The sequence below is a fragment of the Brevundimonas sp. genome (assembly GCF_004210735.1).
Classification (GTDB): domain Bacteria; phylum Pseudomonadota; class Alphaproteobacteria; order Caulobacterales; family Caulobacteraceae; genus Brevundimonas.
In genome coordinates this window covers 20,104-46,426 of sequence record NZ_SDZL01000019.1, presented here as the reverse complement: position 1 = coordinate 46,426, position 26,323 = coordinate 20,104, and the positions used below count along the sequence as shown (strand labels likewise).

General features: G+C 68.0%; 30 protein-coding genes and 1 pseudogene. 16 read left to right on the top strand and 15 right to left on the bottom strand.

Annotated elements, in window-relative coordinates; all coding sequences use genetic code 11:
* Positions 1-178 precede the first annotated feature (178 nt).
* From ctaD to EON91_RS05945, 10 genes are all read left to right on the top strand, one after another.
* Positions 179-1,831 (top strand): cytochrome c oxidase subunit I, encoded by a 1,653-nt coding sequence (gene ctaD, locus EON91_RS05990; protein ID WP_292092458.1) that lies wholly within the window; start codon positions 179-181, stop codon positions 1,829-1,831.
* A 63-nt stretch (positions 1,832-1,894) separates the two neighbouring features.
* Complete coding sequence (gene cyoE, locus EON91_RS05985) at positions 1,895-2,869, top strand: heme o synthase (RefSeq protein WP_292092457.1); 975 nt, start codon at positions 1,895-1,897, stop codon at positions 2,867-2,869.
* Entirely contained in the window at positions 2,866-3,096 is a 231-nt protein-coding gene (locus EON91_RS05980) for a hypothetical protein (RefSeq protein ID WP_292092455.1), read from the top strand. Before cyoE ends, EON91_RS05980 begins: the two co-directional genes overlap by 4 nt.
* Positions 3,093-3,659: a cytochrome c oxidase assembly protein gene (locus EON91_RS05975; protein WP_292092454.1), complete on the top strand. Its 567-nt coding sequence runs from the start codon at positions 3,093-3,095 to the stop codon at positions 3,657-3,659. The genes EON91_RS05980 and EON91_RS05975 overlap by 4 nt, the downstream gene beginning before the upstream one ends.
* Positions 3,660-3,711: 52 nt before the next feature.
* On the top strand, positions 3,712-4,590 hold the full coding sequence (locus tag EON91_RS05970) for a cytochrome c oxidase subunit 3 (protein ID WP_292092452.1): 879 nt from the start codon (positions 3,712-3,714) through the stop codon (positions 4,588-4,590).
* Between the two features lie 73 nt (positions 4,591-4,663).
* Positions 4,664-5,038 (top strand): DUF983 domain-containing protein, encoded by a 375-nt coding sequence (locus EON91_RS05965; protein ID WP_292092461.1) that lies wholly within the window; start codon positions 4,664-4,666, stop codon positions 5,036-5,038.
* The gene (locus tag EON91_RS05960) at positions 5,035-5,742 is read left to right on the top strand and encodes an SURF1 family protein (RefSeq protein ID WP_292092450.1); all 708 of its coding nucleotides are present in this window, start codon (positions 5,035-5,037) and stop codon (positions 5,740-5,742) included. The genes EON91_RS05965 and EON91_RS05960 overlap by 4 nt, the downstream gene beginning before the upstream one ends.
* Positions 5,739-7,010 carry a pitrilysin family protein gene (locus EON91_RS05955; RefSeq protein ID WP_292092448.1) on the top strand — a complete coding sequence of 424 codons (1,272 nt, stop codon included), beginning with the start codon at positions 5,739-5,741 and terminating at the stop codon, positions 7,008-7,010. Before EON91_RS05960 ends, EON91_RS05955 begins: the two co-directional genes overlap by 4 nt.
* Before the next feature lie 18 nt (positions 7,011-7,028).
* Positions 7,029-7,634, top strand: a complete 606-nt coding sequence (locus tag EON91_RS05950; RefSeq protein WP_292092446.1) for a GNAT family protein — start codon at positions 7,029-7,031, stop codon at positions 7,632-7,634.
* Positions 7,635-7,650: 16 nt separating this feature from the next.
* Positions 7,651-9,318, top strand: a complete 1,668-nt coding sequence (locus EON91_RS05945; RefSeq protein WP_292092444.1) for a bifunctional diguanylate cyclase/phosphodiesterase — start codon at positions 7,651-7,653, stop codon at positions 9,316-9,318.
* Between the two features lie 4 nt (positions 9,319-9,322).
* On the opposite strand, the gene EON91_RS05940 is transcribed toward EON91_RS05945, so the two are convergent.
* Positions 9,323-9,895, bottom strand: coding sequence for a YqgE/AlgH family protein (locus EON91_RS05940; protein WP_292092441.1), 573 nt, complete (start codon positions 9,893-9,895; stop codon positions 9,323-9,325).
* 152 nt (positions 9,896-10,047) lie between these two features.
* Between EON91_RS05940 and EON91_RS05935 the strand changes: the two genes are divergently transcribed.
* Both EON91_RS05935 and vsr read left to right on the top strand, forming a co-directional pair.
* The gene (locus EON91_RS05935) at positions 10,048-10,533 is read left to right on the top strand and encodes a peroxiredoxin (protein WP_292092438.1); all 486 of its coding nucleotides are present in this window, start codon (positions 10,048-10,050) and stop codon (positions 10,531-10,533) included.
* A 17-nt stretch (positions 10,534-10,550) separates the two neighbouring features.
* A pseudogene (gene vsr / locus EON91_RS05930) lies at positions 10,551-10,943 on the top strand (DNA mismatch endonuclease Vsr); the annotation flags it as partial.
* Between the two features lie 11 nt (positions 10,944-10,954).
* Here vsr and EON91_RS05925 read toward each other — a convergent pair.
* The 5 genes from EON91_RS05925 to EON91_RS05905 form a co-directional block, all read right to left on the bottom strand.
* Positions 10,955-13,012 (bottom strand): ATP-binding protein, encoded by a 2,058-nt coding sequence (locus tag EON91_RS05925; RefSeq protein WP_292092436.1) that lies wholly within the window; start codon positions 13,010-13,012, stop codon positions 10,955-10,957.
* 65 nt (positions 13,013-13,077) lie between these two features.
* Positions 13,078-14,112, bottom strand: a complete 1,035-nt coding sequence (locus tag EON91_RS05920; protein WP_292092433.1) for a quinone-dependent dihydroorotate dehydrogenase — start codon at positions 14,110-14,112, stop codon at positions 13,078-13,080.
* Between the two features lie 4 nt (positions 14,113-14,116).
* Entirely contained in the window at positions 14,117-14,464 is a 348-nt protein-coding gene (locus tag EON91_RS05915) for a DUF952 domain-containing protein (protein ID WP_292092431.1), read from the bottom strand.
* Positions 14,461-14,961, bottom strand: coding sequence for a histidine phosphatase family protein (locus tag EON91_RS05910; protein WP_292092429.1), 501 nt, complete (start codon positions 14,959-14,961; stop codon positions 14,461-14,463). The genes EON91_RS05915 and EON91_RS05910 overlap by 4 nt, the downstream gene beginning before the upstream one ends.
* A 9-nt stretch (positions 14,962-14,970) precedes the next feature.
* A complete protein-coding gene (locus tag EON91_RS05905; protein WP_292092428.1) occupies positions 14,971-15,744 on the bottom strand; it encodes a methyltransferase domain-containing protein in 774 nt (257 codons plus the stop codon).
* A 45-nt stretch (positions 15,745-15,789) separates the two neighbouring features.
* Between EON91_RS05905 and gloB the strand changes: the two genes are divergently transcribed.
* Positions 15,790-16,512: a hydroxyacylglutathione hydrolase gene (gene gloB, locus EON91_RS05900; protein ID WP_292092426.1), complete on the top strand. Its 723-nt coding sequence runs from the start codon at positions 15,790-15,792 to the stop codon at positions 16,510-16,512.
* Positions 16,513-16,520: 8 nt separating this feature from the next.
* Here the strand turns inward: gloB and EON91_RS05895 are convergent, their stop codons facing one another.
* Positions 16,521-17,264, bottom strand: a complete 744-nt coding sequence (locus EON91_RS05895) for a DUF4908 domain-containing protein (protein ID WP_292092425.1) — start codon at positions 17,262-17,264, stop codon at positions 16,521-16,523.
* 101 nt (positions 17,265-17,365) lie between these two features.
* Positions 17,366-18,091 (bottom strand): acetoacetyl-CoA reductase, encoded by a 726-nt coding sequence (phbB, locus tag EON91_RS05890; protein WP_292092424.1) that lies wholly within the window; start codon positions 18,089-18,091, stop codon positions 17,366-17,368.
* 175 nt (positions 18,092-18,266) lie between these two features.
* Here phbB and EON91_RS05885 point away from each other — a divergent pair, with 175 nt between their 5' ends.
* Positions 18,267-18,824: a hypothetical protein gene (locus EON91_RS05885; RefSeq protein ID WP_292092423.1), complete on the top strand. Its 558-nt coding sequence runs from the start codon at positions 18,267-18,269 to the stop codon at positions 18,822-18,824.
* Positions 18,825-18,834: 10 nt separating this feature from the next.
* On the opposite strand, the gene EON91_RS05880 is transcribed toward EON91_RS05885, so the two are convergent.
* Positions 18,835-19,899: an NAD(P)-dependent alcohol dehydrogenase gene (locus EON91_RS05880; RefSeq protein WP_292092421.1), complete on the bottom strand. Its 1,065-nt coding sequence runs from the start codon at positions 19,897-19,899 to the stop codon at positions 18,835-18,837.
* A gap of 78 nt (positions 19,900-19,977) precedes the next feature.
* Between EON91_RS05880 and EON91_RS05875 the strand changes: the two genes are divergently transcribed.
* Positions 19,978-20,385 carry a cupin domain-containing protein gene (locus EON91_RS05875; RefSeq protein WP_292092420.1) on the top strand — a complete coding sequence of 136 codons (408 nt, stop codon included), beginning with the start codon at positions 19,978-19,980 and terminating at the stop codon, positions 20,383-20,385.
* On the opposite strand, the gene EON91_RS05870 is transcribed toward EON91_RS05875, so the two are convergent.
* The 6 genes from EON91_RS05870 to EON91_RS05845 all read right to left on the bottom strand — a co-directional run bounded on the left by EON91_RS05870 (position 20,382) and on the right by EON91_RS05845 (position 25,844).
* Positions 20,382-21,134 carry a DUF72 domain-containing protein gene (locus tag EON91_RS05870; protein WP_292092419.1) on the bottom strand — a complete coding sequence of 251 codons (753 nt, stop codon included), beginning with the start codon at positions 21,132-21,134 and terminating at the stop codon, positions 20,382-20,384. The genes EON91_RS05875 and EON91_RS05870 overlap by 4 nt on opposite strands.
* Before the next feature lie 68 nt (positions 21,135-21,202).
* Positions 21,203-21,916: a hypothetical protein gene (locus tag EON91_RS05865; RefSeq protein ID WP_292092417.1), complete on the bottom strand. Its 714-nt coding sequence runs from the start codon at positions 21,914-21,916 to the stop codon at positions 21,203-21,205.
* An 87-nt stretch (positions 21,917-22,003) separates the two neighbouring features.
* Positions 22,004-23,365, bottom strand: a complete 1,362-nt coding sequence (locus EON91_RS05860) for a glutamate--cysteine ligase (protein ID WP_292092414.1) — start codon at positions 23,363-23,365, stop codon at positions 22,004-22,006.
* Between the two features lie 65 nt (positions 23,366-23,430).
* Positions 23,431-24,150, bottom strand: a complete 720-nt coding sequence (locus EON91_RS05855) for a 16S rRNA (uracil(1498)-N(3))-methyltransferase (protein WP_292092412.1) — start codon at positions 24,148-24,150, stop codon at positions 23,431-23,433.
* An 81-nt stretch (positions 24,151-24,231) separates the two neighbouring features.
* Positions 24,232-24,564: a GIY-YIG nuclease family protein gene (locus EON91_RS05850; protein ID WP_292092409.1), complete on the bottom strand. Its 333-nt coding sequence runs from the start codon at positions 24,562-24,564 to the stop codon at positions 24,232-24,234.
* A gap of 116 nt (positions 24,565-24,680) precedes the next feature.
* A complete protein-coding gene (locus EON91_RS05845; protein ID WP_292092406.1) occupies positions 24,681-25,844 on the bottom strand; it encodes an acyl-CoA dehydrogenase family protein in 1,164 nt (387 codons plus the stop codon).
* A 59-nt stretch (positions 25,845-25,903) separates the two neighbouring features.
* On the opposite strand from EON91_RS05845, the gene EON91_RS05840 reads away from it, so the two are divergent.
* Positions 25,904-26,320 (top strand): hypothetical protein, encoded by a 417-nt coding sequence (locus tag EON91_RS05840; RefSeq protein WP_292092404.1) that lies wholly within the window; start codon positions 25,904-25,906, stop codon positions 26,318-26,320.
* Positions 26,321-26,323 lie beyond the last annotated feature (3 nt).

Below are 26,323 nucleotides of genomic sequence, written 5' to 3'. Positions count from 1 at the left end.
GGGTCGGGGCGGCGACGGCCGGCGTGACCGGAGCACCGGCTGCCGCGACCGACGCTGCGCCGACCGCCCAGACCGCGACGACGCCGACCGAAACGCCGGCCGTCGCCGCCCCGACCCCTCCCGCCGCGCCGGCCGCCGCCGCGCCCGCGGCCCAGTAAGCGCGAGAGCCCGAGAGACCATGGCCACCGCAATCGCTACGCACGACGATCACCACGACCACAAGCCGGGCTTCTTCACCCGCTGGTTCCTGTCGACGAACCACAAGGACATCGGTGTCCTGTATCTGGTGTTCGCCATCTTTACCGGCATCATCGGCGGCGCCCTGTCGGGCCTGATCCGCTGGGAACTGGCCGAGCCGGGCATCCAGTTGTTCAAGGAAGGCACGATCATCCAGCAACTGGGGATCGTTGAGGCGTCCAAGCACGGCTACAACGTCACGGTCACGGCTCACGCCCTGATCATGGTGTTCTTCGTCGTCATGCCGGCGACCATGGGCGGCTTCGCCAACTATTTCACGCCGATCATGATCGGCGCGCCGGACATGGCCTTCCCGCGCATGAACAACATCTCGTTCTGGATGCTGTTCTTCGCCTTCGTCCTGCTGTGCGTCTCGATGTTCGTCGATGGCGGGCCGGGCAAGGGCTTTGGCGGGGGCTGGACGGCCTATCCGCCCCTGTCGACGACCGGCCACACGGGCCCGGCCTTCGATCTGGCCATCTTCTCGTTGCACATGGCGGGCGCCAGCTCGATCCTGGGCGCGATCAACTTCATCACCACCATCTTCAACATGCGCGCGCCGGGCATGACCCTGCACCGCATGCCGCTGTTCGCCTGGGGCGTGTTGATCACGGCCTTCCTGCTGCTGCTGTCGCTGCCGGTCCTGGCGGGCGCCATCACCATGCTGCTGACGGACCGTAACTTCGGCACCACCTTCTTCGATCCGGCCGGCGGCGGCGATCCGGTGATGTACCAGCACCTGTTCTGGTTCTTCGGTCACCCCGAAGTGTACATCATGATCCTGCCGGGCTTCGGCATCGTCTCGCACATCGTCTCGACCTTCTCGAAGAAGCCGATCTTCGGCTACCTCGCCATGGCGTACGCCATGGTCGCCATCGGCTTCATCGGCTTCATCGTGTGGGCGCACCACATGTACACCGTGGGCATGAGCATCAATCTGCGCGCCTATTTCGTGGCCGCGACGATGATCATTGCGGTGCCGACCGGGGTTAAGATCTTCAGTTGGATCGCCACCATGTGGGGCGGCTCTATCAGCTTCAAGACGCCGATGCTTTGGGCGCTGGGCTTCATCCTGCTGTTCACCGTCGGCGGGGTGACGGGCGTGGTTCTGGCCAATGCCGGTATGGATTACAGCCTGCACGACACCTACTACGTCGTGGCGCACTTCCACTATGTGTTGTCGCTGGGCGCCATCTTCTCGATCTTCGCGGGCTTCTACTACTGGTTCGAGAAGATGTTTGGCGTGAAGTACAACGAGTTCCTCGGCGCGACCCATTTCTGGATCATGTTCGTCGGCGTGAACCTGATCTTCTTCCCGCAGCACTTCCTGGGTCTGCAGGGCATGCCGCGTCGCTACATCGACTATCCGGAAGCCTACACCCTGTGGAACCAGGTCTCCTCGTGGGGCTATGTCATCACCATCGTTGGTGTCGGCGTCTTCATGGTCATGCTGCTGGAAGCCGCGATCCGTCGCCGCAAGGGTGAAGCCAATCCGTGGGGCGAAGGCGCCACCACGCTGGAGTGGACCCTGCCCTCGCCACCGCCGCACCACCAGTTCAACGAACTGCCGGTGGTCAAGGCGGACAACCACTGATCCGAACCGGATGAAGCACACGGGGCCGCCCTTTCCTGACCGGAAGGGCGGCCTTCGCCTTTCATGACCCAAGCTGAACAGCCAGACGTGACCGTTTCGACCGCCCAGCCGGAAGACTACTTCCAGCTGCTGAAGCCGCGCGTCATGTCGCTGGTGGTGTTCACCGCCGTGACCGGCCTGGCCGTCGCGCCCGGCCATCTGGCGATCCTTGAGGCGGCCATCGCCATCCTGTGCATCGCCGTCGGCGCCGGGGCCGCCGGGGCGCTGAACATGGCGCTGGAGGGCGAGACCGACGCCCTGATGCGCCGTACGCGCGGTCGCCCGGTCGCCGCCGGCCGGGTGCCCAAGAACGACGCCATGGCCTATGGTGTCATCCTGTCGGTGTTCTCGGTCATGCTGCTGGGCATGACGACCAACTGGCTGGCGGGCGGGCTGCTGGGCCTGACCATCGTCTATTACGCCGGCTTCTACACCCTGCTGCTCAAGCGCCGGACGCCGCAGAATATCGTCATCGGCGGGGCCGCCGGCGCCTTCCCGCCCGTGATCGGCTGGGCCGCCGTGACCGGTGACGCGCCGTGGCAGGCGTGGCTGCTGTTCCTGATCATCTTCCTGTGGACCCCGCCGCACAGCTGGGCGCTGGCCCTCTATTCGGCGGGTGACTACGCCAGGGCGGGCATACCGATGATGCCGGTGGCGCGCGGCGCCAAATCCACGCGCCTGCAGATCCTGATCTACAGCCTGGTCTTCGTGCCTGTGGCCGTGGCCGTGGCGTTCACGGGTCTGGGCGGGCGCCTCTATCTGGCCGTATCGGCGCTCGGCGGCCTGTTCTTCCTGGCCCTCGCGTTCCGCCTGTGGCGCTCGCGCGCCGGCGATCAGCCGGACAAGGCTGAGGCGGTGGGGCGAGAGGCCGCATTGTATGACGTCCGGGCCGAGGCCAAACCGGCCCGGAACCTGTTCGCCTTCTCCATCCTGTATCTGATGGCGCTGTTCTCGGCCCTGCTGGTCGAGCAGTTGCCCGGCCTGGGAGGCCTGACGTGACCCGTCCGAACTTCATCAAGCTGACCGACGAGCAGGCGCGTGCGCGCAAGCGTCGCAACGTGGCCATCGCCTTGGCTTTGATCGGTTTCATCGTTCTGGTCTTCCTGACGACGGTGATGAACCTGCGCCGCAACACGGAAGCTCGCCACGCGGCCGAGGCCGCCGCCGCTGCGACGCTGGATCGCGCCGATCCGGCCCTGCCGCCCCCGGCGGAGATGACGCCTTGAACCGCAAGAACGCCATCGCCCTGATCTGCGGCGTCGTGGTCATGGCCATGACCGGGGCCGCCTTCGCCGCCGTGCCCCTGTATCGCCTGTTCTGTCAGGTCACCGGTTTCGACGGGACGGTGAAGAAGGCCGAGGCCGCCCCGACCCAGGTGCTGGATCGCACCGTGCTGATCCGCTTCGACACCAATGTCCGCGACCTGCCGATGACCTTCCGGGCCGAGCAGGTCAGCCAGCGGGTGCGAATCGGCGAGACGGGCATGGCCTATTTCGACGTGACCAACACCTCGGACCAGCCGATCCACGCCACCGCCGCCTATAATGTCGTGCCCGAACGCGCCGGTCCCTATTTCCAGAAGCTGCAATGCTTCTGCTTCGAGGGGCAGGAAATCGCGCCGGGCGAGACCAAGGCCTTCCCGGTCCAGTATTTCGTGGCCTCCGAGATGGCGACCGACCGCGAGTCCAAGGGGGTGGCTGAAATCACCCTCAGCTACACCTTCTATCCGACCAAGGGGTTCGAGGCCGCCGCCGCTTCGACGCCTCAATCCACTGGCGCCGCCGCCTAGGCGGCGCTATAGCCCTCATCAAACGACCCTAGCCGTTTCAAGAGACCCGAGAATGGCCGACGCCCACGCCGCTCCGCACCACGACTACCACCTGGTGGATCCCAGCCCCTGGCCCCTGGTCGCGTCCGCCGCGACCATGATCATGATGCTGGGCGCCGTCGTCTGGATGAAGGGCCTGTTCGGCCTGCCGGAAGGCAACAAGGTGATGTTCTTCGCCGGCCTCGCGGGGGTCCTGTATTCGATGTTCGGCTGGTGGTCGGACGTCATCAAGGAAGGCCAGAAGGGCGATCACACCCCGGTCGTCTCGATCGGCCTGCGCTACGGCATGATCCTGTTCATCGCCTCGGAGATCATGTTCTTCGCGGCGTTCTTCTGGATGTTCTTCGACATGGCGCTGTTCAATGAATCGCGCGCCCACACGCCGGAGATCGCCGCCTGGGCCGACACCGCCGCCGCCTGGTCGACCTGGCCGCCCAAGGGCGTCGAACTGCTGGACGCCTGGCACCTGCCGCTGCTGAACACCGTCATCCTGCTGCTGTCGGGCACGACCGTGACCTGGGCCCACCACGCGCTTCAGGTCGGCGACCGCAAGGCCGCCAAGATCGGCCTGGGCATCACCGTGGCCCTGGGCGTGCTGTTCACCGGCGTTCAGGCCTACGAATATTACCACATCATCCACGAGAACCTCTTCTTCAACGAAGAGGCCGTGAACTCGGGCCTGTACGGTTCGATCTTCTTCATGGCGACCGGCTTCCACGGCTTCCACGTCCTGATCGGCACCATCTTCCTGGCGGTCTGCCTGCTGCGCCTGCTGATCGGCCAGATGAGCCCGCAAAAGCATTTCGGCTTCGAGGCCGCCGCCTGGTACTGGCATTTCGTGGACGTGGTGTGGCTGTTCCTCTTCGCCTTCGTTTACGTCATCTTCGGGTGAGTTCGCGCGGGTGAGTTCAGGCTCCGCCCGGAACGATCTTCAAGCGGCGCGGGACGAACAGTCCCGCGCCGATTTGCATTCGGCCCGACCCGTCCGACACGCCGTGGCCGGGCGCTGCCCCGCCTGCGGTCGCGGCGCCCTGTTTCAGGGCTTCCTCAAGGTCCGGCCGGTCTGCGCGGAATGCGGTCAGGACCTCGCCGGCATCCACACCGGCGACGGTGCAGCCACCTTCATCATGCAGATCGCCGGCTTTGTGGTCGGGTTCTCGGCCCTCTATGTCGAGGTCGCCTGGCGCCCGCCCATGTGGCTGCATCTGGTGGTCTGGCTGCCGCTGGTGGCGGCGCTGTCTCTGGCCCTGATGCGCCCCGGCAAGGGCCTGATGATCGGACTACAGTTCCGTAACCGCCACGAAGGGCGCATGGATGCGCCCATGAAGGATCGGGCATGAAGCGTTTTCCCTGGGTGCTGACGCTGCTGGCGGTCGTCCTGCTGGCGGTCCTCGTCGCGCTGGGCGTCTGGCAGGTGCAGCGCATGGCGTGGAAAGAGGGGCTGATCGCCGCCTCGACCGCCGCCGAGCGCCAGCCGCCCGCCCCGCTGGATCAGGTGCTGGCCGATCCCGCGCCCGAGTTCCGGCGCGCCCTGGTCGTCTGTCGCGGCCTGGCCACGGCCCCCTATGTCGAGCTTCAGTCCATTCACGACGGCGGTGCGGGCGTGCGCCTGATCTCGGCCTGCCGTCCCGAAGGTCTGGACCAGACCTTCCTGGTGGATCGCGGCTTCGTCGCGGACGGCATCTCGGCCCGGCCGCCGGTCCGCGCCGACGACGCCATGCCGCTGGCCCTGCTTGTCGTGCTGCGTCACGTGGAGGCGCCTGGCGCTATGAGCCCCCCGCCGTCGAACGGCCGCTTCTTCGCCCGTGACCCCCGGGCCATGGCCGCCGCGCTGAAGGCTGACGGCCCCATCGCCGACTGGACCCTGTTCGCCGTCACCTCGTCCAATCCCGACTGGCAGGCGCTGACGCCGTCGGCCCCCCCGGCCGCCTTCTCTAACAACCACCTGGGATACGCCCTGACCTGGTTCGGCCTGGCTCTGGCGCTGGTCGTCTTCTACGGCGTCCTGCTGCGCCGCCGGCTGCGAGCGGAGCCCTCGGCATGATCCCGCGTCTGCACACCCTGTCGAACGGCGCCCGGGTCGTCTGTGACCCGATGCCGGGGCTCAAGACCCTGGCCCTGACCGTCGCCGTGCGCGGCGGCGCCCGCTGGGAGGCCGAGGATCGATCCGGCTGGTCGCATCTGCTGGAGCATCTGGTGTTCAAGGGCGCCGGCGACATGTCGGCCCGCGACATTGTCGAGCGGATCGAAGGCGAGGGCGGATCAATCAACGCCGCCACCGGCTATGAGCGCACCAGTTTCGAGGTGCGGGCCATGGATGGCTCGTTGCCGCTGGCCATGCAGGTGCTGTCGGACCTGGTGTTCCGCCCCACGCTCGACCCGGCCGAAATCACCCGGGAGAAAGATGTGGTGGCCCAGGAAATCGCCGAGGCCTTCGACACGCCCGACGACCACGTCTTTGAAATGGCCCAGACGCGCGCCTTCGCCGGGCAACCGCTGGGCCGGCCTATCCTGGGCTCGATCGATAGTCTGGCCCCGGCCGATCGCGCCGCCATGGCGGAATGTCGCGCACGGCTCTATTCGCCGGACCGGATGGTCATCGCCGTGTCCGGCGCCGTCGACGAAGACAGCCTGCTAGCGCTGGCCGAGCGCTGGTTCGGCGATCAGCCGTCGGTGACGGCAGAGATCCCTGCGCCCGCGCGCTTCACCGGTGGGCATGCGCGACTGGCCCGGCGCATCGAACAGGCCAATCTGGTGTTCCAACTGCCGACCGAGGGCGCTCTGGCGGACAATCTGCCGGCCCTGCGCCTGATGACCGAGATCCTGGGCGGCGGCATGGCCTCGCGCCTGTTCCAGACCGCGCGCGAGGAGCGGGGACTGGCGTACGCCATCGACGCCTATCACGAGGCCTATGACGACATCGGCGTACTGGGCATCTACGCCGGGGCGGCCGCCGATCGCGCCGTCGAGCTGGCCGAGGTGGCGGCGGCGCAGGTGTTGTCGCTGGCCGAGCAGGGGCCGACCGAGGTCGAACTGGTGCGCGCCAAGGCGGTGCTCAGCTCGGGCCTGTGGATGGCGGACGAAAGCCCGGCGTCCCGCGCGGGTCGCAACGCGGCCCAGACCCTGGTCTACGGCGCCCCCGTGGGGTCGTCGGCCATGGCCGGGCGGCTGGCCGAGGCCACGGTCGAGGATGTGCGCGCCGCCGCCGCCTCCGCCCTGACCCAGAGCCGGGCGGCCAGCGCCGTTCTGGGGCCGCGCGCGGCCGGCGTCGCCGGTGAAGCCTTCGCCCGCGCCCTGTTCCCCGGCGGCTGACGCCGTTAGGCTGGGGCCATGGCGCTTTTCGACTGGATCAGCGACGCGGGGCCCGTGGTGGACGGCGAGGGGGTTCGCCTGCGCCCGCCCCGCGCCACCGACTATCCTCAATGGGAGGCGTTGCGCCGCGCCAGTCAGGACTATCTGCAGCCGTGGGAGCCGACCTGGCCCGAGGATGACCTGTCCCGCGCCGCCTTCCGCCGCCGGTTGGGCGTCTATGCCCGGGAAATGGAGCAGGGCACGGCCTGGCCCTTCTTCATCTTCGACGAGAGTGAGGACGAACAGATGTTGGGCGCGATCACCCTGTCCAACATCCGGCGCGGCGTGGCCGAAACGGGGGTGCTGGGCTACTGGATCGGCCAGCCGGTAGCCGGTCGGGGCCACGCCACGGCGGCGGTGCGGGCCGTCCTGGACTTCGGTTTTCGGGAAACGAAGCTGCATCGGATCGAGGCCGCCTGTCTGCCGACCAACCTGCCGTCGCGCCGGGTGCTGGAAAAGGCGGGCTTCCGGCACGAGGGAATGGCGAAGGCTTATTTGAAAATTAACGGCGCATGGGCAGATCATCTGCTGTTCGGCGTACTCAGCGATGAGGTCGGGCAAGGCCCCGGCGTTTCGCCGTCCTGACAGAGGTCGACAGCCAGTGACGACGCGTTCGAGGAGCCTGGGCTGGGACCCGACGACGGCGATCGAGGCGCTGGCCGCAGCGGACGCCGCCCTGTGGGTGTGGACCCCCGCCGAAGACCAGATCCGTTTCACCGGCGCCACCCGTGCCTTGGGCCTGGGGCCGCTGGCGCCGGAATGTTCGGGCGCTGCCTTCACCGCCTCGGCCATGCCGCAGGACCGCACTCTGGCCGAACGCCTGCTCAAGCCGCGAGAGGAGGGGGCCGAGGTCGCCGTCCGCCTGCGCATGCGCGGGGGTGAGGCCTGCCTGTGGCGCGGCGTCTGGCTGGAGGACGGCTTGCGCGCCGCCGGCATGGTCGGGCTGGAAACCAAATTCGCCGGCTCGGACCGCGATACGCTGACGGGCCTGCTGGATCGCCGCGCCTTCCTGTCGCGGGCCGCCGAGACCCTGACCCAGCCGGGCGACTATGAATTGATCGTCGCCGATCTGGACCGGTTGCGTCGCCTGAACGAGGCGCTGGGCCACGAACGCGCGGATCTGGTGATCTCGGCCATGGGATCGCGGCTGCTGGGCGCCTTCTCCCAGGACGCCTCGCCCGCCCGCGTGGGCGAGGACGAATTCGCCGTCCTGCTACCACGCGGGGGATCGGCCGCCGCCGACCGTGTCCGCGCGGCGCTGGAACAGCCGCTGCGCGTCGCCGGCTTCGACATCTATCCCACCGTCTCCATCGGCGCCGTAACGGCCGAGGGCGGCCCTGACGCACCGGACGTGGCCGAACTGCTGCGCCGGGTCGAACTGGCCGTCGAGCAGGCCAAGACAGCCGGTCGCGGCGGCGCCGCCGCCTATGGCCGCGCGCTGGAAAGCGACAGCCTGTCCCGGCTGGCGCTGGAGGCGGACCTGCGCAACGCCTTCGTGCGCGGCGAGATCGAACCCTTCTTCCAGCCCATCGTGAACCTGAACAGCGGCGCCGTGGCCGGGTTCGAGGCCCTGGCCCGCTGGCGCCACCCGCATCGCGGCCTGGTCCCGCCGGACGAGTTCCTGCCGCTGGCCGACGAAATGGGCCTGATGAACGAACTGGGCCTGCTGATGATGACCCAGTCCGCGCGCCAGCTGGCGGAATGGCTGAAACGCCATCCCACGGCCGGTCGCCTGTTCTGCAGCGTCAACCTGTCGGTCGGCGAGATCGAGCGCCCGCATCTGGTCGAGGACGTCGCCCGGATCATCAAGGAAAGCGGCCTGCCACGCGGCGCTCTCAAGCTGGAGGTGACCGAGGGCGACATCATGCGCGACACCGCCCATGCGGCCGAGGTGCTGAAGGCGCTGCGCGACGTGGGCGCCTCGCTGGCGCTGGACGATTTCGGCACGGGCTTCTCGTCGCTGTCCTATCTGGCGCGCCTGCCCTTCGACACGCTCAAGATCGACCGCTATTTCGTTCTGACGATGGACAAGGACGAGGGCTCGGCCAAGATCGTCAAATCGGTCGTCAACCTGGGCCGCGACCTGTCGCTGGAGGTCGTCGCCGAGGGGGTCGAGAACGCCGGGCTGGCGCGGCTGCTGCTGGACGCCAACTGCCACTATGGCCAGGGCTACGGCTATGCGCCCGCCCTGCCGGCCCAGGAGGCCGAGGTTTACCTGAATGAATCGCTGGCCGACGGCGTGGCCCCGATCCGGGCCCGGTCGGCCTAGGGTCTCAGGCCCGGCCGGACTGGCCGGACAGGCGACCGGCGTCGACGCCCAGACCCGCCAGGGCGCGGCTCCATTTGGTCTCGTGGTCGCGGTCGAAGATCAGTTCCAGGTCCGGCTCGGCGGTCAGCCAGACGTTCTCGCCCAACTCCTCCTCCAGTTGCCCTTCGCCCCAGCCGGCATAGCCCAGCAGCAGCATCGCCCGCGCGGGGCCGTCGTGGGCGTCGGTCATGGCCGTCAGCGCCTCGCGCGTGCCGGTCATGGCCAGACCGCCGCCGAACGACAGGGTGGCGTCCGCCGCGTCCCAGTCATCGGTATGCAGGACAAAGCCGCGCTCGCGCTCGACCGGGCCGCCGACCAGCACGGGTCGCCCCGTCGCCGCGTCGTCCGGCGCCTCGATCTCCAGCTTCTCCAGCACCGCCTTCAGGTCCAGCCCGCGCACCGGCTGATCCAGACGCAGTCCCATGGCGTGGTCCGGCCCGTGGGCGCACACCAGGATGACGGCGTGGTCAAAGCGGTCGTCGCCGATGCCCGGCATGGCCACCAGCAGACGACCGACCAGGGATTGGAAATCGTCCATCCCTCTATCATCGTGTCGCCGGCGCCCGGACGCAAGGCGACAGGACGGCGCGCCGGAACACTTGGCGATATCGCGCGTCGTCTCTATCTGACTCCCTGCCTTCCACTCGTCCCCCGCCTATGGCCGGCGACCTCTCTTTTTCCGGAGCATTCATGACCATCAAGATCGGCGACCGCATTCCCGAGGCGACCCTGGGCTCCCTGACGCCGGAAGGCCCTCGTCCGATGACCACGGACGACATCTTCAAGGGCAAGACCGTGGCCCTGTTCGCCGTGCCGGGCGCCTATACGCCCACCTGCTCGGCCCGCCACCTGCCGGGCTTCAAGGACAACCGTCAGGCCATCCTCGACAAGGGCGTGGACACCATCGCCTGCGTCTCGGTCAACGACGCCTTCGTCATGGGCGCCTGGGGCGCGGACCAGGGGATCAAGAACGACGAGATCCTGATGCTGGCCGACGGCAACGGCGACTTCACCCGCAAGCTGGGTCTGGCGCTGGACGCCACCGGCTTCGGCATGGGCGAGCGTTCGCAGCGCTATTCCATGCTGGTCAAGGATGGCGTGGTCGAACAGCTGAATGTCGAGCAGGGCGGCGAGTTCAAGGTCTCCTCGGCCGAACACCTGCTGACCGAACTTTAGAGCCTGGCGGTCGGTCGATGACCGACGTCTACGACGCCCCGACGCGCAGCGCCGTCATGCGCCGCGTCCGGGGCAAGGACACCGCGCCGGAAATGGCCGTGCGCCGCCTGCTTCGCGTGGGCGGCGTCGGCTATCGGCTGGGCGGTTGCGGCCTGCCGGGGCGCCCCGATGTGGTGATGAAGGGGCGACGCATCGCCCTGTTCGTGCACGGCTGCTTCTGGCACGGCCACGACTGCCGACGCGGCGCCCGTCAGCCCAAGGCCAACGCCGCCTACTGGATCGCCAAGATCGACCGCAACCGCGCCCGCGACGCCCGCACGGCCGGTGAACTGACCGCCTCGGGCTGGCGCGTCCTGACCGTCTGGGAATGCGAGATGAAGGACGCCGGCTTCGGCGCGCGCCTGCTGGCGTCAGTCCGGGGTCAGGCGGCGGCGGTCGCCGCGCCCCCCGCCGACGCACCCCCCGCCGACGCACCCGGCGCCGATGCGCCCGCCATGACGTGTGACACGGCCCCCAGCAACGACGGCGGCGTCAGCGGCTTGGACACGAAATAGGTCATGCCCGCCGCCATACAGGCGGCGATATCCTCGGGGGCCGTATCGGCGGTGACGGCGATGACCGGGGCGTTGGCGTTGGGCCCACCACCCGCGCGCAGCCGCCGCGTGGTCTCGCGCCCGTCCAGTTCGGGCATCCGCACGTCCATGAAGATCAGGTCGAACGCCGTCGTCTCGCACGCGCGCAGCGCGGCCATCCCGTCCGCCGCCATGCTGACGTCGCAGCCCAGCGGCAGCAGGATCAGTTGAACCGCGCGGCGGTTGATGTCGTGATCATCGACCACCAGCACCCGCATCGGCCGCTCGTCTTCCTCCGCGCTCGCTTCGGCCAAGGCTGCGATCGACGTGGGTTCGGCATGGACAGGCGGAGTAGCGGCCCCGGTGACCGGGGACGGCGCGGGGGGCCTGACCGGGTCCGGAGCCGCGACAGGCGCGCCACCGGTCAGGCCCGCCAGAATGTCGGCGGCGCTGGGCGTCGAAGCGGCCACGACGGGGGTCGTGCTCGGGGCAGGGACGGGTATCGACGCGGATGTCAGGGCGCGGGCGACGGCGGCGCGGCTGCGGTGGCCGGGTGATTCCAGCCCCGGCTCCAGCGCCGCAGCCTCGGCGGCGGGCAGGCTCAGCGACAGAATGAACCGGGCGCCCTGACCGACCTCGCTGCGGACGGTGATCCGGCCGCCCATCAGTTCGATCAACTGACGGCTGATGGCCAGCCCCAGCCCGGACCCTCCGAAGCGCGAGCCGACGCCCTCTGCCGTCTGGTCAAAGGGGGTGAACAGGCGCGCGCGCTGGGCGGCGGTCATACCCGGACCGGTGTCGGCGATCTCGATCAGCACGGCGTGGCCGGCGGGATCCTCGTCCCAGGCGCGGATGCTCAGGGTGACCTGACCGGACTCGGTGAATTTCACGGCGTTCGACAGCAGGTTGTTCAGCACCTGACGCAGTCGCATGGGATCGCCGCGCACCAGGGACGGCGCCTCGCGCGCGCCCTCGATCCGCAGTTTCAGTCCCTTGGCCCGGGCCGGGCCCTGCCACATGCGCAGGGTCTGGGCCAGCAGGACCCGCAGGTTGAAATCACTGGCCTCGACCGTCATCCGGCCCGCGTCCAGTCGGGCGTGGTCCAGCAGGTCATCCAGCAGGGCCTTCATCATCAGGCCCGCATCTGAAATCAGCGCGGCGTGGGATCGAGAGGTGGAATCGCCCGCCGTCCGTTCAAGTTCCGCCGCACCGGTCAGGATGGCGCTGATCGGTGTGCGCAGATCGTGGCCCACGGCCGCCAGGAAGGCGCTGCGGCCCGCCATGGCCTGTTCGGCGGCGCGGCGGCCCCGCTCGGCGTCGCGGCGGGCCTGATCCTCGGCCACGCGCGACTGGCTCATCCGCTGCCAGGTCGAGACGCAGTAGGTCATGAAGGCGCACATGGCGATCGCCACCGGGGTGACGAAATGCGACGGCGCGCCCAGGGCGTGCATGAAGAAGGGCGTCGCCGCCAGATAGGCGAACTGCGGCGCTACCGTCAGCAGCATCGCCGCTGTCGAACGCGGCGCATTGACGGTCGAATAGATGGCGCCGGACGCCAGCATGATGGCGGCGCAGATACCGCCCATAGCCCCGCCCGTCAGCCACAACGGCACGGACAGGCTACCGAAAAAGGCCCCGTTCAGGCACAGGATCGCGCCGCCGACGAGGGTCCGCCACGTCGGCAGGCGTTCCGCGCGATTGCCGTTGATGGGCGCAAAGGCCCACAGTTCGGCGGCCTGGATCACGAAATACAGCGCAACCCAGACGGTCGAGAAGGTCCAGCCCAGGATCGGCCCGAACACCAGGGCGCAGGCGCTGCCGAGACCCAGACGCTGAAGCAGCGCCCGACGCCGCTGACGCGCGGCGTAGGCCCAACCTGTGCTGTCTTCGGCGTAGGCGTCCTGCATGGGGCTCCCCGGTCGCGGGTATGCCCCGCTTTGGGAAATCATGCCGGGCTTAGCCTAACGCTCCGTCAACGGCCCGTTCCGACCGCCTCGGCGACCGTGGAGAAACCGTCGGCGCGCAGACGGGCCGCCAGATCGCGCTTGATCCGCTGCACCAGCCCCGGCCCCTCATAGACCAATGCGGAATAGACCTGGACCGCCGCCGCGCCCGCCCGCAACCGGGCATAGGCCTCCTCGCCGGAATCGATCCCGCCCGCCGCAATCAGCGTCAGTCGTCCGCCCGACGCTTCGGCGGCGGCGGCCAGCGCCGCGCGCGCCCCGGCCTTCAGCGGCGCCCCCGACAGGCCACCCGCCTCCTCGCGACCCGCCGCGCGCAGGCTGTCGGGCCGCGCCAGGGTGGTGTTGGACACGATCAGGCCATTGATCCGGTGGGCCACGGCCGCCTCGACGATCATACCGATTTCGGCCGCCGTCAGGTCGGGCGCGATCTTCAGGAAGACCGGCGCCGTATCGCCCCCGCGCGCCTCGGCGATCCGCCCCAGCAGGTCGTCCAGCGCCTCGCGTCCCTGCAGGGCGCGCAGCCCCGGCGTATTGGGCGACGAGACATTGACGGTGAAATAGTCGGCCAGTCCCGCCAGCCGTTTCAGCCCCAGCACATAGTCGGCCGCCTTGTCGTCGGTGTCCTTGTTGGCCCCCAGATTGGCCCCGACGACCACGCCTTTCGGGCGATGCGCCAGCCGGGCGGCGAAAGCTTCCAGCCCGGCGTTGTTGAACCCCATCCGGTTGATGACGGCCCGGTCCTCGGTCAGGCGGAACAGGCGCGGCCGCGGATTGCCCGCCTGGGCCAGCGGCGTGACCGAGCCGCATTCGACAAAGCCGAAACCCAGCTTGCCCAGTCCCGACAGCGCCTCGCCGTTCTTGTCCAGACCCGCCGCCAGCCCGACCGGCGACGGCAACGCCAGTCCCGCCAGGTCGGTGTGCAGGATCGGATCGTCCACCGGCGGCGCGGGCATCAGCGGCGCCAGCGCCAGTCCCCGGATCGCCAGTCGGTGCGCGGTTTCCGGGTCGAGGCGGCGCAGGGCCCAGGTCGCCAGATCGTTCATCGCCTCAACCTTCCGCGCCCAGCGTCATCTCGCCCGCCGAGGAAACGGTCATCACCTGCTCCGAAACCACCGCAGTCGTCGGCAGTGAGCCATAGATGTGCGGGAACAGGGCCCCGCCACGCGCGGCCTCCCACACCACCGTCTCGCCCAGCAGGGCCAGTTCAACCTCCAGCAGCCGCAGGTCGTTGCGCCCGGCGTAATGGCGCCGCGCGGTCTCGGCCAACTGCTCGGTCGTCGACAGGTGGATGTAGCCGTCGGCCCGGTCCACGGCCGAGCCGTCATAGGCCCCGGCGACCCGGGCGGCGGCCCATTCGTCGGCGGCGATGATCTTGAAAGCGGTCGCGGCGCTCATCGAACGCCCTCGCTGCGCGGGCCCAGATAGCCCTCGAAGGTGCAGCGCCCGGCGGGGTCGACGGTGAACAGGGCGGCCGATCCCGGCGGGAAGCCCGCCATCCGGTCCAGCGCCGCCGGCGAGGCTGCGCCCTCGACCAGATACTCCATCGCCAGATGGTGAACGCCCGGATTGTGCGCCACCACGATCAGGCAGCCCGCCTCGTCTTCGGCCGCCTCGACAAAGCGGCGCAGCGTGTCCGACGTGGCGTCGTACAGGGCCGCCTCGTGCCGCACCTCGACATCGCCCATGGCGTCGTGAACCGCGTCCCAGGTCTCGCGCGTGCGGGCGGCGGACGAGACCAGCGCCAGGTCCGGCCGTATGCCGCGCTCGGCCAGCATCCGCCCCATCAGGGCGGCCTCGGCCCGGCCTTCCGGCGACAGGCGTCGGTCGCGGTCGTGGCCGGAAGCCGCCGCGCGCTCGGCGGTCGCGTGTCGCATCAGGATCAGTCGCTGCATGACGCCGCTTTAGGGCCGTTTGGCGGGCGCATCCAGCCCGATCCGCACCGTCCGACCGGGAGCCCGGCCCGCCGGTTGCGGCGTCAGGCCCGGGGTCTCGCCACGGACGCGTCGGGTCTGGCCGACCGGCCGGGCGCGGGCATAGGCATGACGGGTGGCCTCCAGCAGGATCACCCCCGCCGCGCCGGGGATCAGCCGCCGGCCGATCTGCTCCAGCCCGTCCGCCATCGGCAGCAGCGGCCCCCATGGCGGGGCATACAGGGTCTGGGACCAGGCGGTCGGCTCCAGCCCGACCTCGCGCACCAGCCGCTCCAACTGGCCGCGAGTGAACGGTCGTCCATGCCCGAACGGCGTCGCCTCGGCCCGGGCCCACAGCCCCCCGCGCGCCGCCGTGGCCAGGATGATACGCCCCGCCGGGGCCATGGCGCGCACCGCCTCGGTCAGCAGGACGGAGGGATCGTCCGCCTCCTCCAGCGCATGGATCAGCAGCACCCGGTCAAAGCTTCCGGCGGGAAAGGGCAGGCGGCGATCATCGACCAGCAGGGTCCGGTTCTTGCCTGCCGCTGGCCATTGCTCGGCGCCCTGACCGCCCGGCATGGCGGCGATCACGCGCCGCGCGCCGACAAAGGCGTCCAGCCACGGCGTGGCGTAGCCGATCCCCAGCACGTCGCAATTGTCGGCCTCGCCCCAGGCGTCGGCCAGCCGCCGCGCCAGCAGGCGACGCACCAGCGCCCCGGCCGGCTCGCCGTAAAAGCGTCTCAACTCGTCGATGCCGCGCCGCATGGTCCGACTATAGGCCCGGATGGCCCTCGGCTGCTACAACGGGGCATGGCTCTGACCGTTCACCAGTTCCCCTGCCTGTCCGACAACTACGGCTTTCTGGTTCGCGACGACGCGACCGGCCAGGTGGCCACGGTCGATACGCCCGATGCGGACGCCATACTGGCCGCGCTTGCGGCGACCGGCTGGGGGCGGCTGGACCTGGTCCTGAACACCCACTGGCACCCCGACCACACGGCCGGCAACGCCCGGCTGAAGGCCGAAACCCACTGCGTCATCCATGGCCCGCAAGAGGTGACGCGCGTCGCGCCGCTGGATCATGTCGTGGCGGACGGCGACACGGTCATGCTGGGCCAGACCGCCTTTGCCGTGACGGCCACGCCCGGCCATACCCTGGGCCACGTCGTCTATCGCAGCGCGGCCGACGATATCGCCTTCGTCGGGGACACCCTGTTCGCCCTCGGCTGTGGTCGTCTGTTCGAGGGCACGCCCGACCAGATGTGGGACAGCCTGAACCGGCTGGCGCAGTGGCCGGACGAGACCCGTATCTACTGCGCCCACGAATATACGGCCGCCAATGCGCGCTTCGCCCTGTCGCTGGACGATCGGCCCGGGATGGCGGCCCATGCGGCGGCGATTTTCACATCGCGTGAGCGGAACGAGCCGACTGTCCCCACCACCCTGGCGATCGAGCGGGCCTTCAATCCCTTCCTGCGGGCGACCGATGCGGCGGATTTCGCAGCCCGGCGCGCGGCCAAGGACGCGTTCTAGTCGCGGGGTTAGTCGCGCGCCGCGACCACGCGCACGATCCGCGCGGACGAGGGGCGCCCCGCCAGACCGGCCTCGGCGTTGATGACGATGCGCAGCGTCCCCGCGCCAAAGCCGACGCCCGGCCGACCGGTGTCAGTGATGACGATGCGGCGCACCTGCGACGCCTCCTCGCGCAGATTGGACGATCGTGCCATGCGGATCACCGCATCCACGGCGGTGGTCAGCGCATCCGCCGCCACGGCTTCGGACCCCGGTTGGATATCGACATCCACCTGGACCAGTCGGCCCAGTGCGGCGCTGGCCCGGCCGCTCTGGCGGACGATATAGTTCCACAGCTGGACCGGAGTCAGGGTCGGCGCGGACAGGGCCGGCCCCGGCCCGCCGTTCGACACGGGCGCGCCCTGCGGCGCGGACGAGGTGAACAGGGTCATCGCCCCGTCCGGCGTCACCCGCAGCACCTGATCGCCTGCGTCGTTGCGATAGATCATGTCTCCGCGCGGCGCCGGGGTCGGCCGCAGCACCCAGATTTCGCTGCTGCGCTCGAACCGCATCAGGATGCGCGTGCCCGACCGGTCCAGCAGGAAGGTCTGGCCGCTTTCGGCGACGTACCGGCCGGACGGCGGCAGGTTGCGGGTGAAGATGCGCTCACGGGCGGATCGGTCCTGATCGGCCTGGGCGTTGGCGCGCGCCTGGGCGACGGCGGGGCCGGTCATGACAGCCAGGCTCACGCCCACGACGGCGGCGAACGCCATCGCGGTCGAAAGCGGCTCAGACGCCGTCCTGACCGAGACCCGATTGAACATCTTCAGATAGGTGACGCCCCACCCCGGCGGATTTTGGGCGAACCTTGGCTTCACCCGACCAGATACTGACCGCCGTTCAGCGATAGGGTGCAGCCTGTGACATATCCGGCACGCTCGCCCGACAGCCAGGACACCATGTCGGCGATTTCCTCGCCTTTTCCAAGTCTTCCGACCGGGATCTGGGCGATGATTCCGGCCAGAACCTTCTCGTCCATGGCCCCCACCATCTCGGTGTCGATATAGCCCGGCGCGATGCAGTTCACCGTCACGCCCTTGCGCGCGTTTTCCAGCGCCAGCGCCTTGGTGAAGCCGATCATCCCGGCCTTGGCGGCGGAATAGTTGGTCTGGCCGATCTGACCCTTCTGGCCGTTGATCGAGCTGATGTTGACGATGCGGCCGAAATTGCGGTCCCGCATGCCGCCGATCACCTGGCGCGTCATGTTGAAAACGCTGTCCATGTTCACCCGGATCACGTCGGACCACTGTTCGGCGGTCATCTTGTGGAAGAAGCCGTCGCGGGTGATGCCGGCGTTGTTCACCAGCACGTCGATGGGGCCCAGCTGCGCCTCGACCTCGGCGACGGCGCGCTGGCAGTCCTCGAACGCGCCGACGTTACCCTTGACCACCATGACGCCCAGTTCGCGGGCGGTGGCCTGGGCGGCTTCGTCATTGCCGGAATAGCCGGCCGCGACCTGAAGCCCGTCCTCCTTGAGCCGTTGCACGATGGCCTTGCCGATGCCCCGGGTGCCGCCGGTTACGAGTGCCACGCGCGCCATGCTGTTGTCCTGTCCCTGAGAATTCAGCCGCGTCTGACGCGCGGCTTGGTTGAATGGATAGCCGTCCCGCCCGCTTCAGAGAAGGCCCGTCGTTTCGTCGTTCGTTCGCCGCAGAAGAAATGCGCCCTGGATTGAAATGCAGGAGGCTGGGGTTCGTTCTCCCGGAGCCCTGTCCATGAAACCGTCCTTCGCCGTCATCGCTGTTCTCGCAAGCCTGGCCGTCGCGCCGCGCGCCGACGCCCAGGCGACCGGATTGACCGGCGGCTGGGTCCACACCGGAACCCAGCAGGAGCTGGTCATCCGCTCCAGCATCCAGTTCCGGTCCTATTCCATGCCCGGCGACTTCAACATGGGCGGGACCTTTGGCGCCGGTTCGCCCAGCAATACAGTGATCTCGACGACACCGACCCCCACGCGCGTCACCCGGGAGATGGCGCTGATCGTGCGCGAGGACGGCCGGTTCAGCTGGATTACCGAAAAATCCTATCCGGAAAGCGCCACCTGCGATGTACGGGTCCGGCAGGAGAAACTGGGCCAGGTCACGATGTCGGGCTCCAGCGCGACCTTCAACATCACCAAGGGTTCGGAACGGGCCGGTCGCTCCTGCAACGACGAGGTCAGCGAAAGCGACCGGTCGAACCAGACCGAGACCTATCGGGTCACACGTTCCGGCTCGACCCTGCGCATCAGCGACGGAACCGTCACCTGGACCTTCACCCGCCACCAGGAGTAAGCGGAGGCGATCAGGCCGCCATTCGCGCCATGTCGATGACGAAGCGATAGCGCACGTCGGACTTCTCCATCCGCGCATAGGCCTCGTTGATCTGGTCGGGGGCGATAACCTCGATGTCGCAGGCGATGCCGTGCTCGGCGCAGAAGTCGAGCATGTCCTGCGTCTCGCGGATGCCGCCGATCAGGCTGCCCGCCACGCTGCGGCGGCGCCACAGCAGCGGCATGGCGAAGACCGGCATGCCCTCGGTGCTCAGGCCCAGCATGACCATGGTCCCGTCGCGCGCCAGCAGGTTCAGATGGCCCGCGATCTCGTGCGTGGCCGACACGGTGTTGATGATCAGGTCGAACTTTTCGCCCGCCGCCTTCATCGCCGCCTTGTCCGAGTTGATCAGGAAATGTTTGGCGCCCATCCGCTCGGCGTCGGCCTTCTTGCGGTCCGAGGTCGACAGCACCGTCACCTCGGCGCCCATGGCGGCGGCCAGCTTCACCGCCATATGGCCCAGCCCGCCCAGACCCACGACCGCGACCTTCGAGCCCGGCCCGACCTTCCAGTGGCGCAGCGGTGAATATGTAGTGACGCCGGCGCACAGCAGCGGCGCGGCGGCGTCCAGCGGCAGGGCGTCCGGGATGCGCAGGACATAGTTCTCATCCACCGTGATCCGGTCTGAATAGCCGCCCTGGGTGATCGTCTGGCCGACCTCGGCGCCTCTGGGGTCGGGTGAGCCATAGGTCTGGGTCATGCCCGGCACGCAGTATTGCTCCTCCCCCGCCAGACACGACGGACAGGTGCGGCAGCTGTCGACCATGCAGCCGACCCCGACCCGGTCGCCTTGCCTGAACCGCGTCACATTGGCGCCGACGGCCGTCACCACCCCGGCGATCTCGTGCCCCGGCACGATGGGATAGCGGGTGTTGCCCAGATCGTTTTTTGCGATGTGAAGGTCCGAATGGCAAACGCCGCAGTACTGGATCGCGATGGCCACATCGTCCGGCCCCGGCTCGCGCCGGTCAAAGCGATAGGGCGACAGCGGCTGGTCGGCGGCGGTCGCGGCGAAGGCGCGGGTGGCGATGGGCATGGCAAAATCCCTGGGTGGCTGTGTTTCCGTTGCGCCCTCCTCTCGCTCGACGCAAGATTGGGCGGAGGGAGGCCGAACATGACTGACGACGCACGGCTGCAGTCGATCGTGCTCACCCCTGGCGAAGGGCGCGCCTATGCAATGGGTTCCATGCGGGCGGTGTTCAAGGCGGACGAGGCGGAAACCGGGGCCGCTTACGCCATCTCGGAGTGGTTTCTGGAGCCGCACAGCCCGGGGCCGGGGCCGCACAGCCACGCCGATCACGATGATATCTTCTACGTCATCGAGGGGGTCATCAGCTTCTGTATCGGCGATGACTGGATCGATGCTGGCGTCGGGTCGTTCATTCGCGCGGCGCGAGGGGTGACCCACGATTTCGCCAACCGCACCGACCAACGCGCGGGTCTCCTGAACATATATGTGCCCGGCGGGTTCGAGGGCGACATGCCGGCCATCGTGAACTGGTTCGCCCAGAACGGCGGCTAGGTCTTCAGCCGTTCGATCAGCGCCTGGGCCGCCGCCGGGTTGCGCACCTTCGCGCCCGAGATGAAATAGGCGAACACATCGCCGCGTTCCGCCCAGGCCCTGGCCTGTTTCGCCACCGCGTCCAATTCCGCCGCCGTCATGCCGGTCGGCTCGTCCTCGCGACTGGACATCAGCCGGGCGTATCTAAAATCAGACGTTTCCTCGTCGATCTGCGGCCAGGTCGGCTCCTCGTCGTCGACGGCATAGACGATGGCCGCGCCGTATTTTCGGGCCAGGTCATGGAATTCCTCGCAGGCGAAGGTCGGGTTCCGCACCTCCAGCGCATGGCGCAGCCGCACCCCGTCCTTCTCCGATGGCAGCAGTTTCAGGAACCCCTCGAAATCGACCGGATCGAACTTCTTCGTCCCCATGAACTGCCAGTTGATCGGCCCCAGCTTGTCGCCCAGCGTCGTCAGCCCCTGCGACAGGAACCGGTCAAAGCTCTCGCCCCCCTCGGCCAGCACCTTGCGATTGGTGCAATAGCGGCTGGCCTTGACCGAAAAGACAAAGCCGTCCGGCGTCTCGTCCCGCCACTTCATCCAGCTGTCGGGCTTGAAGGTCGAATAATAGGTGCCGTTGATCTCGATGCTGGTCAGCGCCCGGCTGGCGAACTCCAGCTCGCGCTTCTGCGTCAGACCCTCGGGATAAAAGACCCCGCGCCACGGCTCATAGGTCCAGCCGCCGACGCCCACCTTGATAGACCCTGTCATGTCTCACTCCCTGCACGCGCAGGATCGCAGGAAACCGGAAGGCCTGGCAACGGTGCGTCGGGCGGCCTTCAGCCCCGTCCGATCAAGGTTGCGAAATCGGCCTCGTCGCGTCGCGCCCAGGCGTCCAGAACCATCCGCCACTGGAACCAGGCGTAGGAGACAGGATTGGCCAGCAACGTCTGATAGTTTGCGTTGAAGTAAGCCGTGGCGTCCGCGCCGGCCGGCACGGGGATCGGCAGCCTGGCCAGGGCGGCCTCGATCTGCGGTACGAAGCCCGTCAACCAGTCCAGACCGCCGGGCCGGCCCATCCAGAAGGCGATTGCGACCCTGTTGGCCCTGAGTTCGCTCTCATACCTTTGGCTCGCCGTAGGGCCCTGCCCGCGCTGGTAGTCGACGAAATGCGACATCTCGTGCGGGATGAGAAAATTGTAGAAGCCGGCTCGGTAAAAGTCTGCAGCGTCTCCGCCCGCGCTATTGTCCTGCACGGAAGCGAAAAAGGCCTGGACCGGGGGCGGGCACTGTTCCCATGCCGCGATATGCATGACGTGGGGCCGCGTCGATGACATCCAGGAAAGCCCCGGCGTGAACGCGACGTTGACGCTCGGCGCTTCAAGATCTTGCGTGCCGGGCATGCGGCCCAGAAACTCGTGGATCAGCCCTTCGACGTGGGCCTGGATCGCCGCTGGATCGGTCAGGTCCGGTTCCGTCAGCGATGCGCCGGGCAGGGCGGCGAACGCCACCACGCCGCCAAGGAACAGTCTGCGATCGGTGGCGATTTCCATGACAGGCGCTCTCCAGAGGCCACCCCATAATGCCTGTGGGTGGAAATGCCGCAAGCTTGCAACGGGTGAGTCCGAAAGATCAGCCTGTCAGTAGGCGAAGTCCCGATAGACGCGGCTGACGTCGCCTTGCCAGTCGCCGTGATACAGCTCCAGCAGGCGGTCGGCCGGGGTGATCCCGCTGTCGGCGATGTCTTCCAGTTCCGACAGATAGCCGCGCTCGTCGACCATGCCGCCGCTGAAACGGGCGCGGTTCTTCAGGCCCTGTTTGGCGATGGCGACCATGTCGACGGCGATATCGCGGACGCTGCGGCCCGCCACCTCGGCCTTCAGGCCCAGGCGGGTCACGTCGCGGCGCAGCCGTTCGTGATCGGCGATGTCCCAGTCCTTGCACAGGTCCCATGCGGCGGCCAGCGACGGCGCGTCATACAGGATCCCGGCCCACAGCGCGGGCAGGGCGCAGATCCGGCTCCACGGGCCGCCGTCGGCGCCGCGCATCTCAAGGTACTGTTTCAGCCGCACCTCGGGGAACAGCGTCGTCAGGTGGTCGGCCCAGTCCTTGGCCGTGGCGCGATCGCCGGGCAGGGCGTCCAGTCGGCCCTCCATGAAGGCGCGGAACGACTGGCCCGACAGATCGACATAGGTCTCGCCGCGCTTGGCGAAATACATCGGCGTGTCCAGCGCATAGTCGGCATAGCGCTCGAACCCGAAGCCGTCGGCGAAGACGAAGTCCAGCATGCCGGTGCGATCCGGATCGGTGTCGGTCCAGACGTTGGCGCGCGCCGACAGGAAGCCGTTCGGCTTGCCCTCGGTGAACGGCGAACAGGCGAACAGGGCCGTGGCGATGGGTTGCAGCGCCAGGCTGGCGCGGAATTTCAGCACCATGTCGGCTTCTGAGTCGAAGTCGAGATTGGCCTGGATGGTGCAGGTGCGCAGCATCATGTCCAGGCCCAGCGAACCCTTCTTGGGCATGTAGGCCCGCATGATGTCATAGCGGCCCTTGGGCATGACCGGCACATCCTCGCGCCGCCACATCGGGTCGAAGCCCACGCCCAGGAAGCCCAGGTTCAGCTGGTCCGCGACCTGCTTGACCTCCATCAGGTGCTGGCCGGTCTCGTTGCAGATGTCGTGGATGTCCTTCAGCGGCGCGCCCGACAGCTCGAACTGGCCGCCCGGCTCCAGGCTGATCGAGGCGGCGTAACCCTCGGCGTTCTTGCGCTCCAGGGCGATGACGTGGCCGGCCTCCTCGACCGGGCTCCAGCCAAAGCGGGTCAGGCCATCCAGCATCGCCTTGATACCGTTCGGACCGTCATAGGCGGGGCGGCGCAGGGTGGATTTGTCGAAGCCGAATTTCTCGTGCTCGGCGCCGATGCGCCACTGATCCCTGGGCTTCATGCCTTTCGACATGGCGCCGATCAGTTGATCCCTCGAAAGCGGCGCGGTGTCGGCCATCTGTAACCCCTGCTGTCGCGGCTAGATGGGCGACCGCGCCGCCAAGCTCAAGCCCCCCGCGGCGCTTATCGTTCCCAGTCGCCCGCCGCCGCCTGCCACAGGGTCATGGCGGCGATGGCGGCGGTGTCCGCGCGCAGGATGCGCGGCCCCAGCGATACGGCGGTGGCGAAGGGCAGGGCGCGCAGCCGTTCGCCCTCTTCCGGCGAAAATCCACCCTCGGGTCCGATCAGGATCGCCCACGGGCCTTCGCCCGCTTTCGCCAGCGCCCCGATCGCCGGCGCGCCCCCGGTCTCGTCGCAGAACATCAGCCGGCGGGTCGCGTCCCAGCCATCCAGCAGGGCGTCCAGCTTCACCGGATCATCGACCTGCGGCACGTCCAGCCGACCCGTCTGTTCAGCGGCTTCTTCCGCTATGGCGTCCAGCCGGTCCAGCCGGATGCGGTCGGCATTGGTGCGCTGGGTGATGACCAGCCGCACCCGGCGCGCGCCCAGTTCGGCGGCCTTTTCCACAATGGTCTCGACCCGCGCCTTCTTCACCACGGCGACGATCAGCTCCAGGTCGGGGCCATAGGTCTGGGGCCGGACCAGTTCGCCGGCGCGCAGGATGACGCCCTTCTTCAGCACCTCGGCCACGCTGGCGCGCCATTCCCCGTCGCGGCCGTTGAAGACCAGCAGATCGTCCCCGACCTTCAGCCGCATCACCTGGGTCAGATAGCGCGACTGGTCCAGCGTCGGCGCGACGGCGACGCCGGGGGCGAGGGCGGAGGTGACGTGCAGACGGATCATGATCCTACATGACTTGGCGGACGGTGCTTGTCATCCCGGCCGCAGCGAAGAGGAGAGCCGGGACGGGACATAGCTGACAATCTACCCAGGCCCGGTCGGCGCAGCCGAACCGGGCTCACATTTCGCACGCACCTCGCCGTGGAGGTCGAGCCAGCGTGGATTGTCTTTCTCGATCAGCGCGAACTTCCATTCTCGCAGCCATCGCTTGATGCGTTTCTCGCGAAGGATCGCCTGGTCGATGTATTGATGCGTCTCGTACCAGACCAGTTGGTCGATGCCACGTTCCGTCGTGTAGCCAGGGATTTGTCCGGACTTATGCTCGGCCACCCGGCGCACGAGGTCATTCGTGACGCCGACATAGAGATAGCCGCAGGGGCCGCTGGCAAGCAGATAGACGTAGAAGCATTGGGGCATGGCGCCGTCTCCCGGCTCAACCCTTGCGGGTTGTCCGGGAGCGGTCAAGACGTTGCGCCGCCGTCCCCGATCTGCGCTTCGCTTCGTCGGGGATGACAAGGCGCTGCACGTGTTCCTTACAGCGTCCGGGCGATCAGCAGCTTCATGATCTCGTTGGTGCCGCCATAGATGCGCTGGACGCGGGCGTCCTTGTACAGCTGGGCGATCGGGTACTCGTTCATATAGCCGTAGCCGCCGAACAGCTGCAGCATCTCGTCGATGGTTTCGCCCTGGATGTCGGTGACCCAGTATTTGGCCATCGAGGCCGTGGCGGCGTCCAGCTGCCCCTTCAGGTGCAGGCCGATGCAGTGGTCGACGAAGACCTTGGCCACGGTCAGCTTGGTCTTCACCTCGGCCAGTTTGAACTGGGTGTTCTGGAAGTCGATAACCCGCTTGCCGAACGCCTTGCGCTGCTTGACGTAGTCCAGCGTCGCCTCAAGGCCCCGCTCGGCGGCGGCCACGCCCTGGACGGCGATGTTCAGACGCTCCTGCGGCAACTGCTGCATCAGCTGGACGAAGCCCATGCCCTCGCCGCCGCCGATGACGTTCTCCAGCGGGACCTTCACATCGTTGAAGAACAGTTCGGAGGTGTCGTTCGCCTCCATGCCGATCTTGTGCAGGTTGCGGCCGCGCTCAAAGCCTTCCAGCCCGTCGGTCTCGACGACGACCAGCGACGTGCCCTTGGCGCCCTCGGCCGGGTCGGTCTTGGCCACCACGATGATGAAATTGGCCAGCTGGCCATTGGTGATGAAGGTCTTGGAGCCGTTCAGGAAATAGTGGTCGCCCTGTCTGATGGCGGTGGTCTTGACCCCTTGCAGGTCGGACCCGGCGCCCGGCTCGGTCATGGCGATGGCGCCGACCAGTTCACCCGATTGCAGGCGCGGCAGCCAGCGCGCCTTCTGCTCGTCCGATCCGTAGTGCCAGACGTAGGGCATGACGATGGCGTTGTGCAGGCTGATGCCGAAATGGTCCGCGCCCTTCCAGCCCAGCTGGCGCATCAGCACCACCTCGTGGCGATAGTCGCCGCCGAAGCCGCCGTTCTCCTCCGGCATCGACAGGCCCAGCAGGCCCGCATCGCCCGCCGCGTTCCACAGGCCGCGCGGCACCGAGGAGTCGGCGATCCACTGCGCGAATTTCTCGGGCGGCGCATGCTCGTCGATCCATTTGGCGACGCTGTCCGAGAAGAGAGTGATCTCCTCGTCCTGCATGAAGTCGGGTTCGGGGCTGTTGAGGACGTTCATGGTCGCGTTTCCTGGGCGATATTTTCTGTTTATCTAGTCAGCTGGATGGGAGGTCGGATGTGTTCTTGCGGTTGCCGTTAACGTTAGTCGTTTTCTTTGCACTGATTGGCTGCGGGTATGTCAGTGACGCCAAGATCGATGGGCCTTACCGTGTCATCGCAGTTGATGATCCCGCGATGAAAACTCTGTGCCGCAGAATGGACGGCGGCGGCGGGTGCGTCGGCTTGGTTGATCACGCGGTCGTCGCGGTCGGCTTCGATCAAACCTATCTGGCGGCGGCGCGGCTTCCCTTTGACGACTTTGCGCCATTCGACGGAAAGCCCGACAATCCTGAACAGCCGATCCAGTATTTTTACGTCGTTCGGTCTTCTGCTGGATCGACCCAGGATGTGGTCAAAGGTCCCTTCGACGAAGCGGCTTATAAGGTTGAAAGGGATCGGCTCAACTTGCCACGGCTGATGCCGATCCCAGAGTAGCGA

What these genes read in the sequence shown, in the direction of transcription:
- ctaD (WP_292092458.1), top strand. Translation starts at nt 179, where the DNA reads ATGGCCACCGCAATCGCTACGCACGACGATCACCACGACCACAAGCCG.
- cyoE (WP_292092457.1), top strand. Translation starts at nt 1,895, where the DNA reads ATGACCCAAGCTGAACAGCCAGACGTGACCGTTTCGACCGCCCAGCCG.
- EON91_RS05970 (WP_292092452.1), top strand. Translation starts at nt 3,712, where the DNA reads ATGGCCGACGCCCACGCCGCTCCGCACCACGACTACCACCTGGTGGAT.
- EON91_RS05960 (WP_292092450.1), top strand. Translation starts at nt 5,035, where the DNA reads ATGAAGCGTTTTCCCTGGGTGCTGACGCTGCTGGCGGTCGTCCTGCTG.
- EON91_RS05955 (WP_292092448.1), top strand. Translation starts at nt 5,739, where the DNA reads ATGATCCCGCGTCTGCACACCCTGTCGAACGGCGCCCGGGTCGTCTGT.
- EON91_RS05950 (WP_292092446.1), top strand. Translation starts at nt 7,029, where the DNA reads ATGGCGCTTTTCGACTGGATCAGCGACGCGGGGCCCGTGGTGGACGGC.
- EON91_RS05940 (WP_292092441.1), bottom strand. Translation starts at nt 9,895, where the DNA reads ATGGACGATTTCCAATCCCTGGTCGGTCGTCTGCTGGTGGCCATGCCG.
- EON91_RS05935 (WP_292092438.1), top strand. Translation starts at nt 10,048, where the DNA reads ATGACCATCAAGATCGGCGACCGCATTCCCGAGGCGACCCTGGGCTCC.
- EON91_RS05925 (WP_292092436.1), bottom strand. Translation starts at nt 13,012, where the DNA reads ATGCAGGACGCCTACGCCGAAGACAGCACAGGTTGGGCCTACGCCGCG.
- EON91_RS05920 (WP_292092433.1), bottom strand. Translation starts at nt 14,112, where the DNA reads ATGAACGATCTGGCGACCTGGGCCCTGCGCCGCCTCGACCCGGAAACC.
- EON91_RS05915 (WP_292092431.1), bottom strand. Translation starts at nt 14,464, where the DNA reads ATGAGCGCCGCGACCGCTTTCAAGATCATCGCCGCCGACGAATGGGCC.
- EON91_RS05910 (WP_292092429.1), bottom strand. Translation starts at nt 14,961, where the DNA reads ATGCAGCGACTGATCCTGATGCGACACGCGACCGCCGAGCGCGCGGCG.
- EON91_RS05905 (WP_292092428.1), bottom strand. Translation starts at nt 15,744, where the DNA reads ATGCGGCGCGGCATCGACGAGTTGAGACGCTTTTACGGCGAGCCGGCC.
- gloB (WP_292092426.1), top strand. Translation starts at nt 15,790, where the DNA reads ATGGCTCTGACCGTTCACCAGTTCCCCTGCCTGTCCGACAACTACGGC.
- EON91_RS05895 (WP_292092425.1), bottom strand. Translation starts at nt 17,264, where the DNA reads ATGGCGTTCGCCGCCGTCGTGGGCGTGAGCCTGGCTGTCATGACCGGC.
- phbB (WP_292092424.1), bottom strand. Translation starts at nt 18,091, where the DNA reads ATGGCGCGCGTGGCACTCGTAACCGGCGGCACCCGGGGCATCGGCAAG.
- EON91_RS05885 (WP_292092423.1), top strand. Translation starts at nt 18,267, where the DNA reads ATGAAACCGTCCTTCGCCGTCATCGCTGTTCTCGCAAGCCTGGCCGTC.
- EON91_RS05880 (WP_292092421.1), bottom strand. Translation starts at nt 19,899, where the DNA reads ATGCCCATCGCCACCCGCGCCTTCGCCGCGACCGCCGCCGACCAGCCG.
- EON91_RS05875 (WP_292092420.1), top strand. Translation starts at nt 19,978, where the DNA reads ATGACTGACGACGCACGGCTGCAGTCGATCGTGCTCACCCCTGGCGAA.
- EON91_RS05870 (WP_292092419.1), bottom strand. Translation starts at nt 21,134, where the DNA reads ATGACAGGGTCTATCAAGGTGGGCGTCGGCGGCTGGACCTATGAGCCG.
- EON91_RS05865 (WP_292092417.1), bottom strand. Translation starts at nt 21,916, where the DNA reads ATGGAAATCGCCACCGATCGCAGACTGTTCCTTGGCGGCGTGGTGGCG.
- EON91_RS05860 (WP_292092414.1), bottom strand. Translation starts at nt 23,365, where the DNA reads ATGGCCGACACCGCGCCGCTTTCGAGGGATCAACTGATCGGCGCCATG.
- EON91_RS05855 (WP_292092412.1), bottom strand. Translation starts at nt 24,150, where the DNA reads ATGATCCGTCTGCACGTCACCTCCGCCCTCGCCCCCGGCGTCGCCGTC.
- EON91_RS05850 (WP_292092409.1), bottom strand. Translation starts at nt 24,564, where the DNA reads ATGCCCCAATGCTTCTACGTCTATCTGCTTGCCAGCGGCCCCTGCGGC.
- EON91_RS05845 (WP_292092406.1), bottom strand. Translation starts at nt 25,844, where the DNA reads ATGAACGTCCTCAACAGCCCCGAACCCGACTTCATGCAGGACGAGGAG.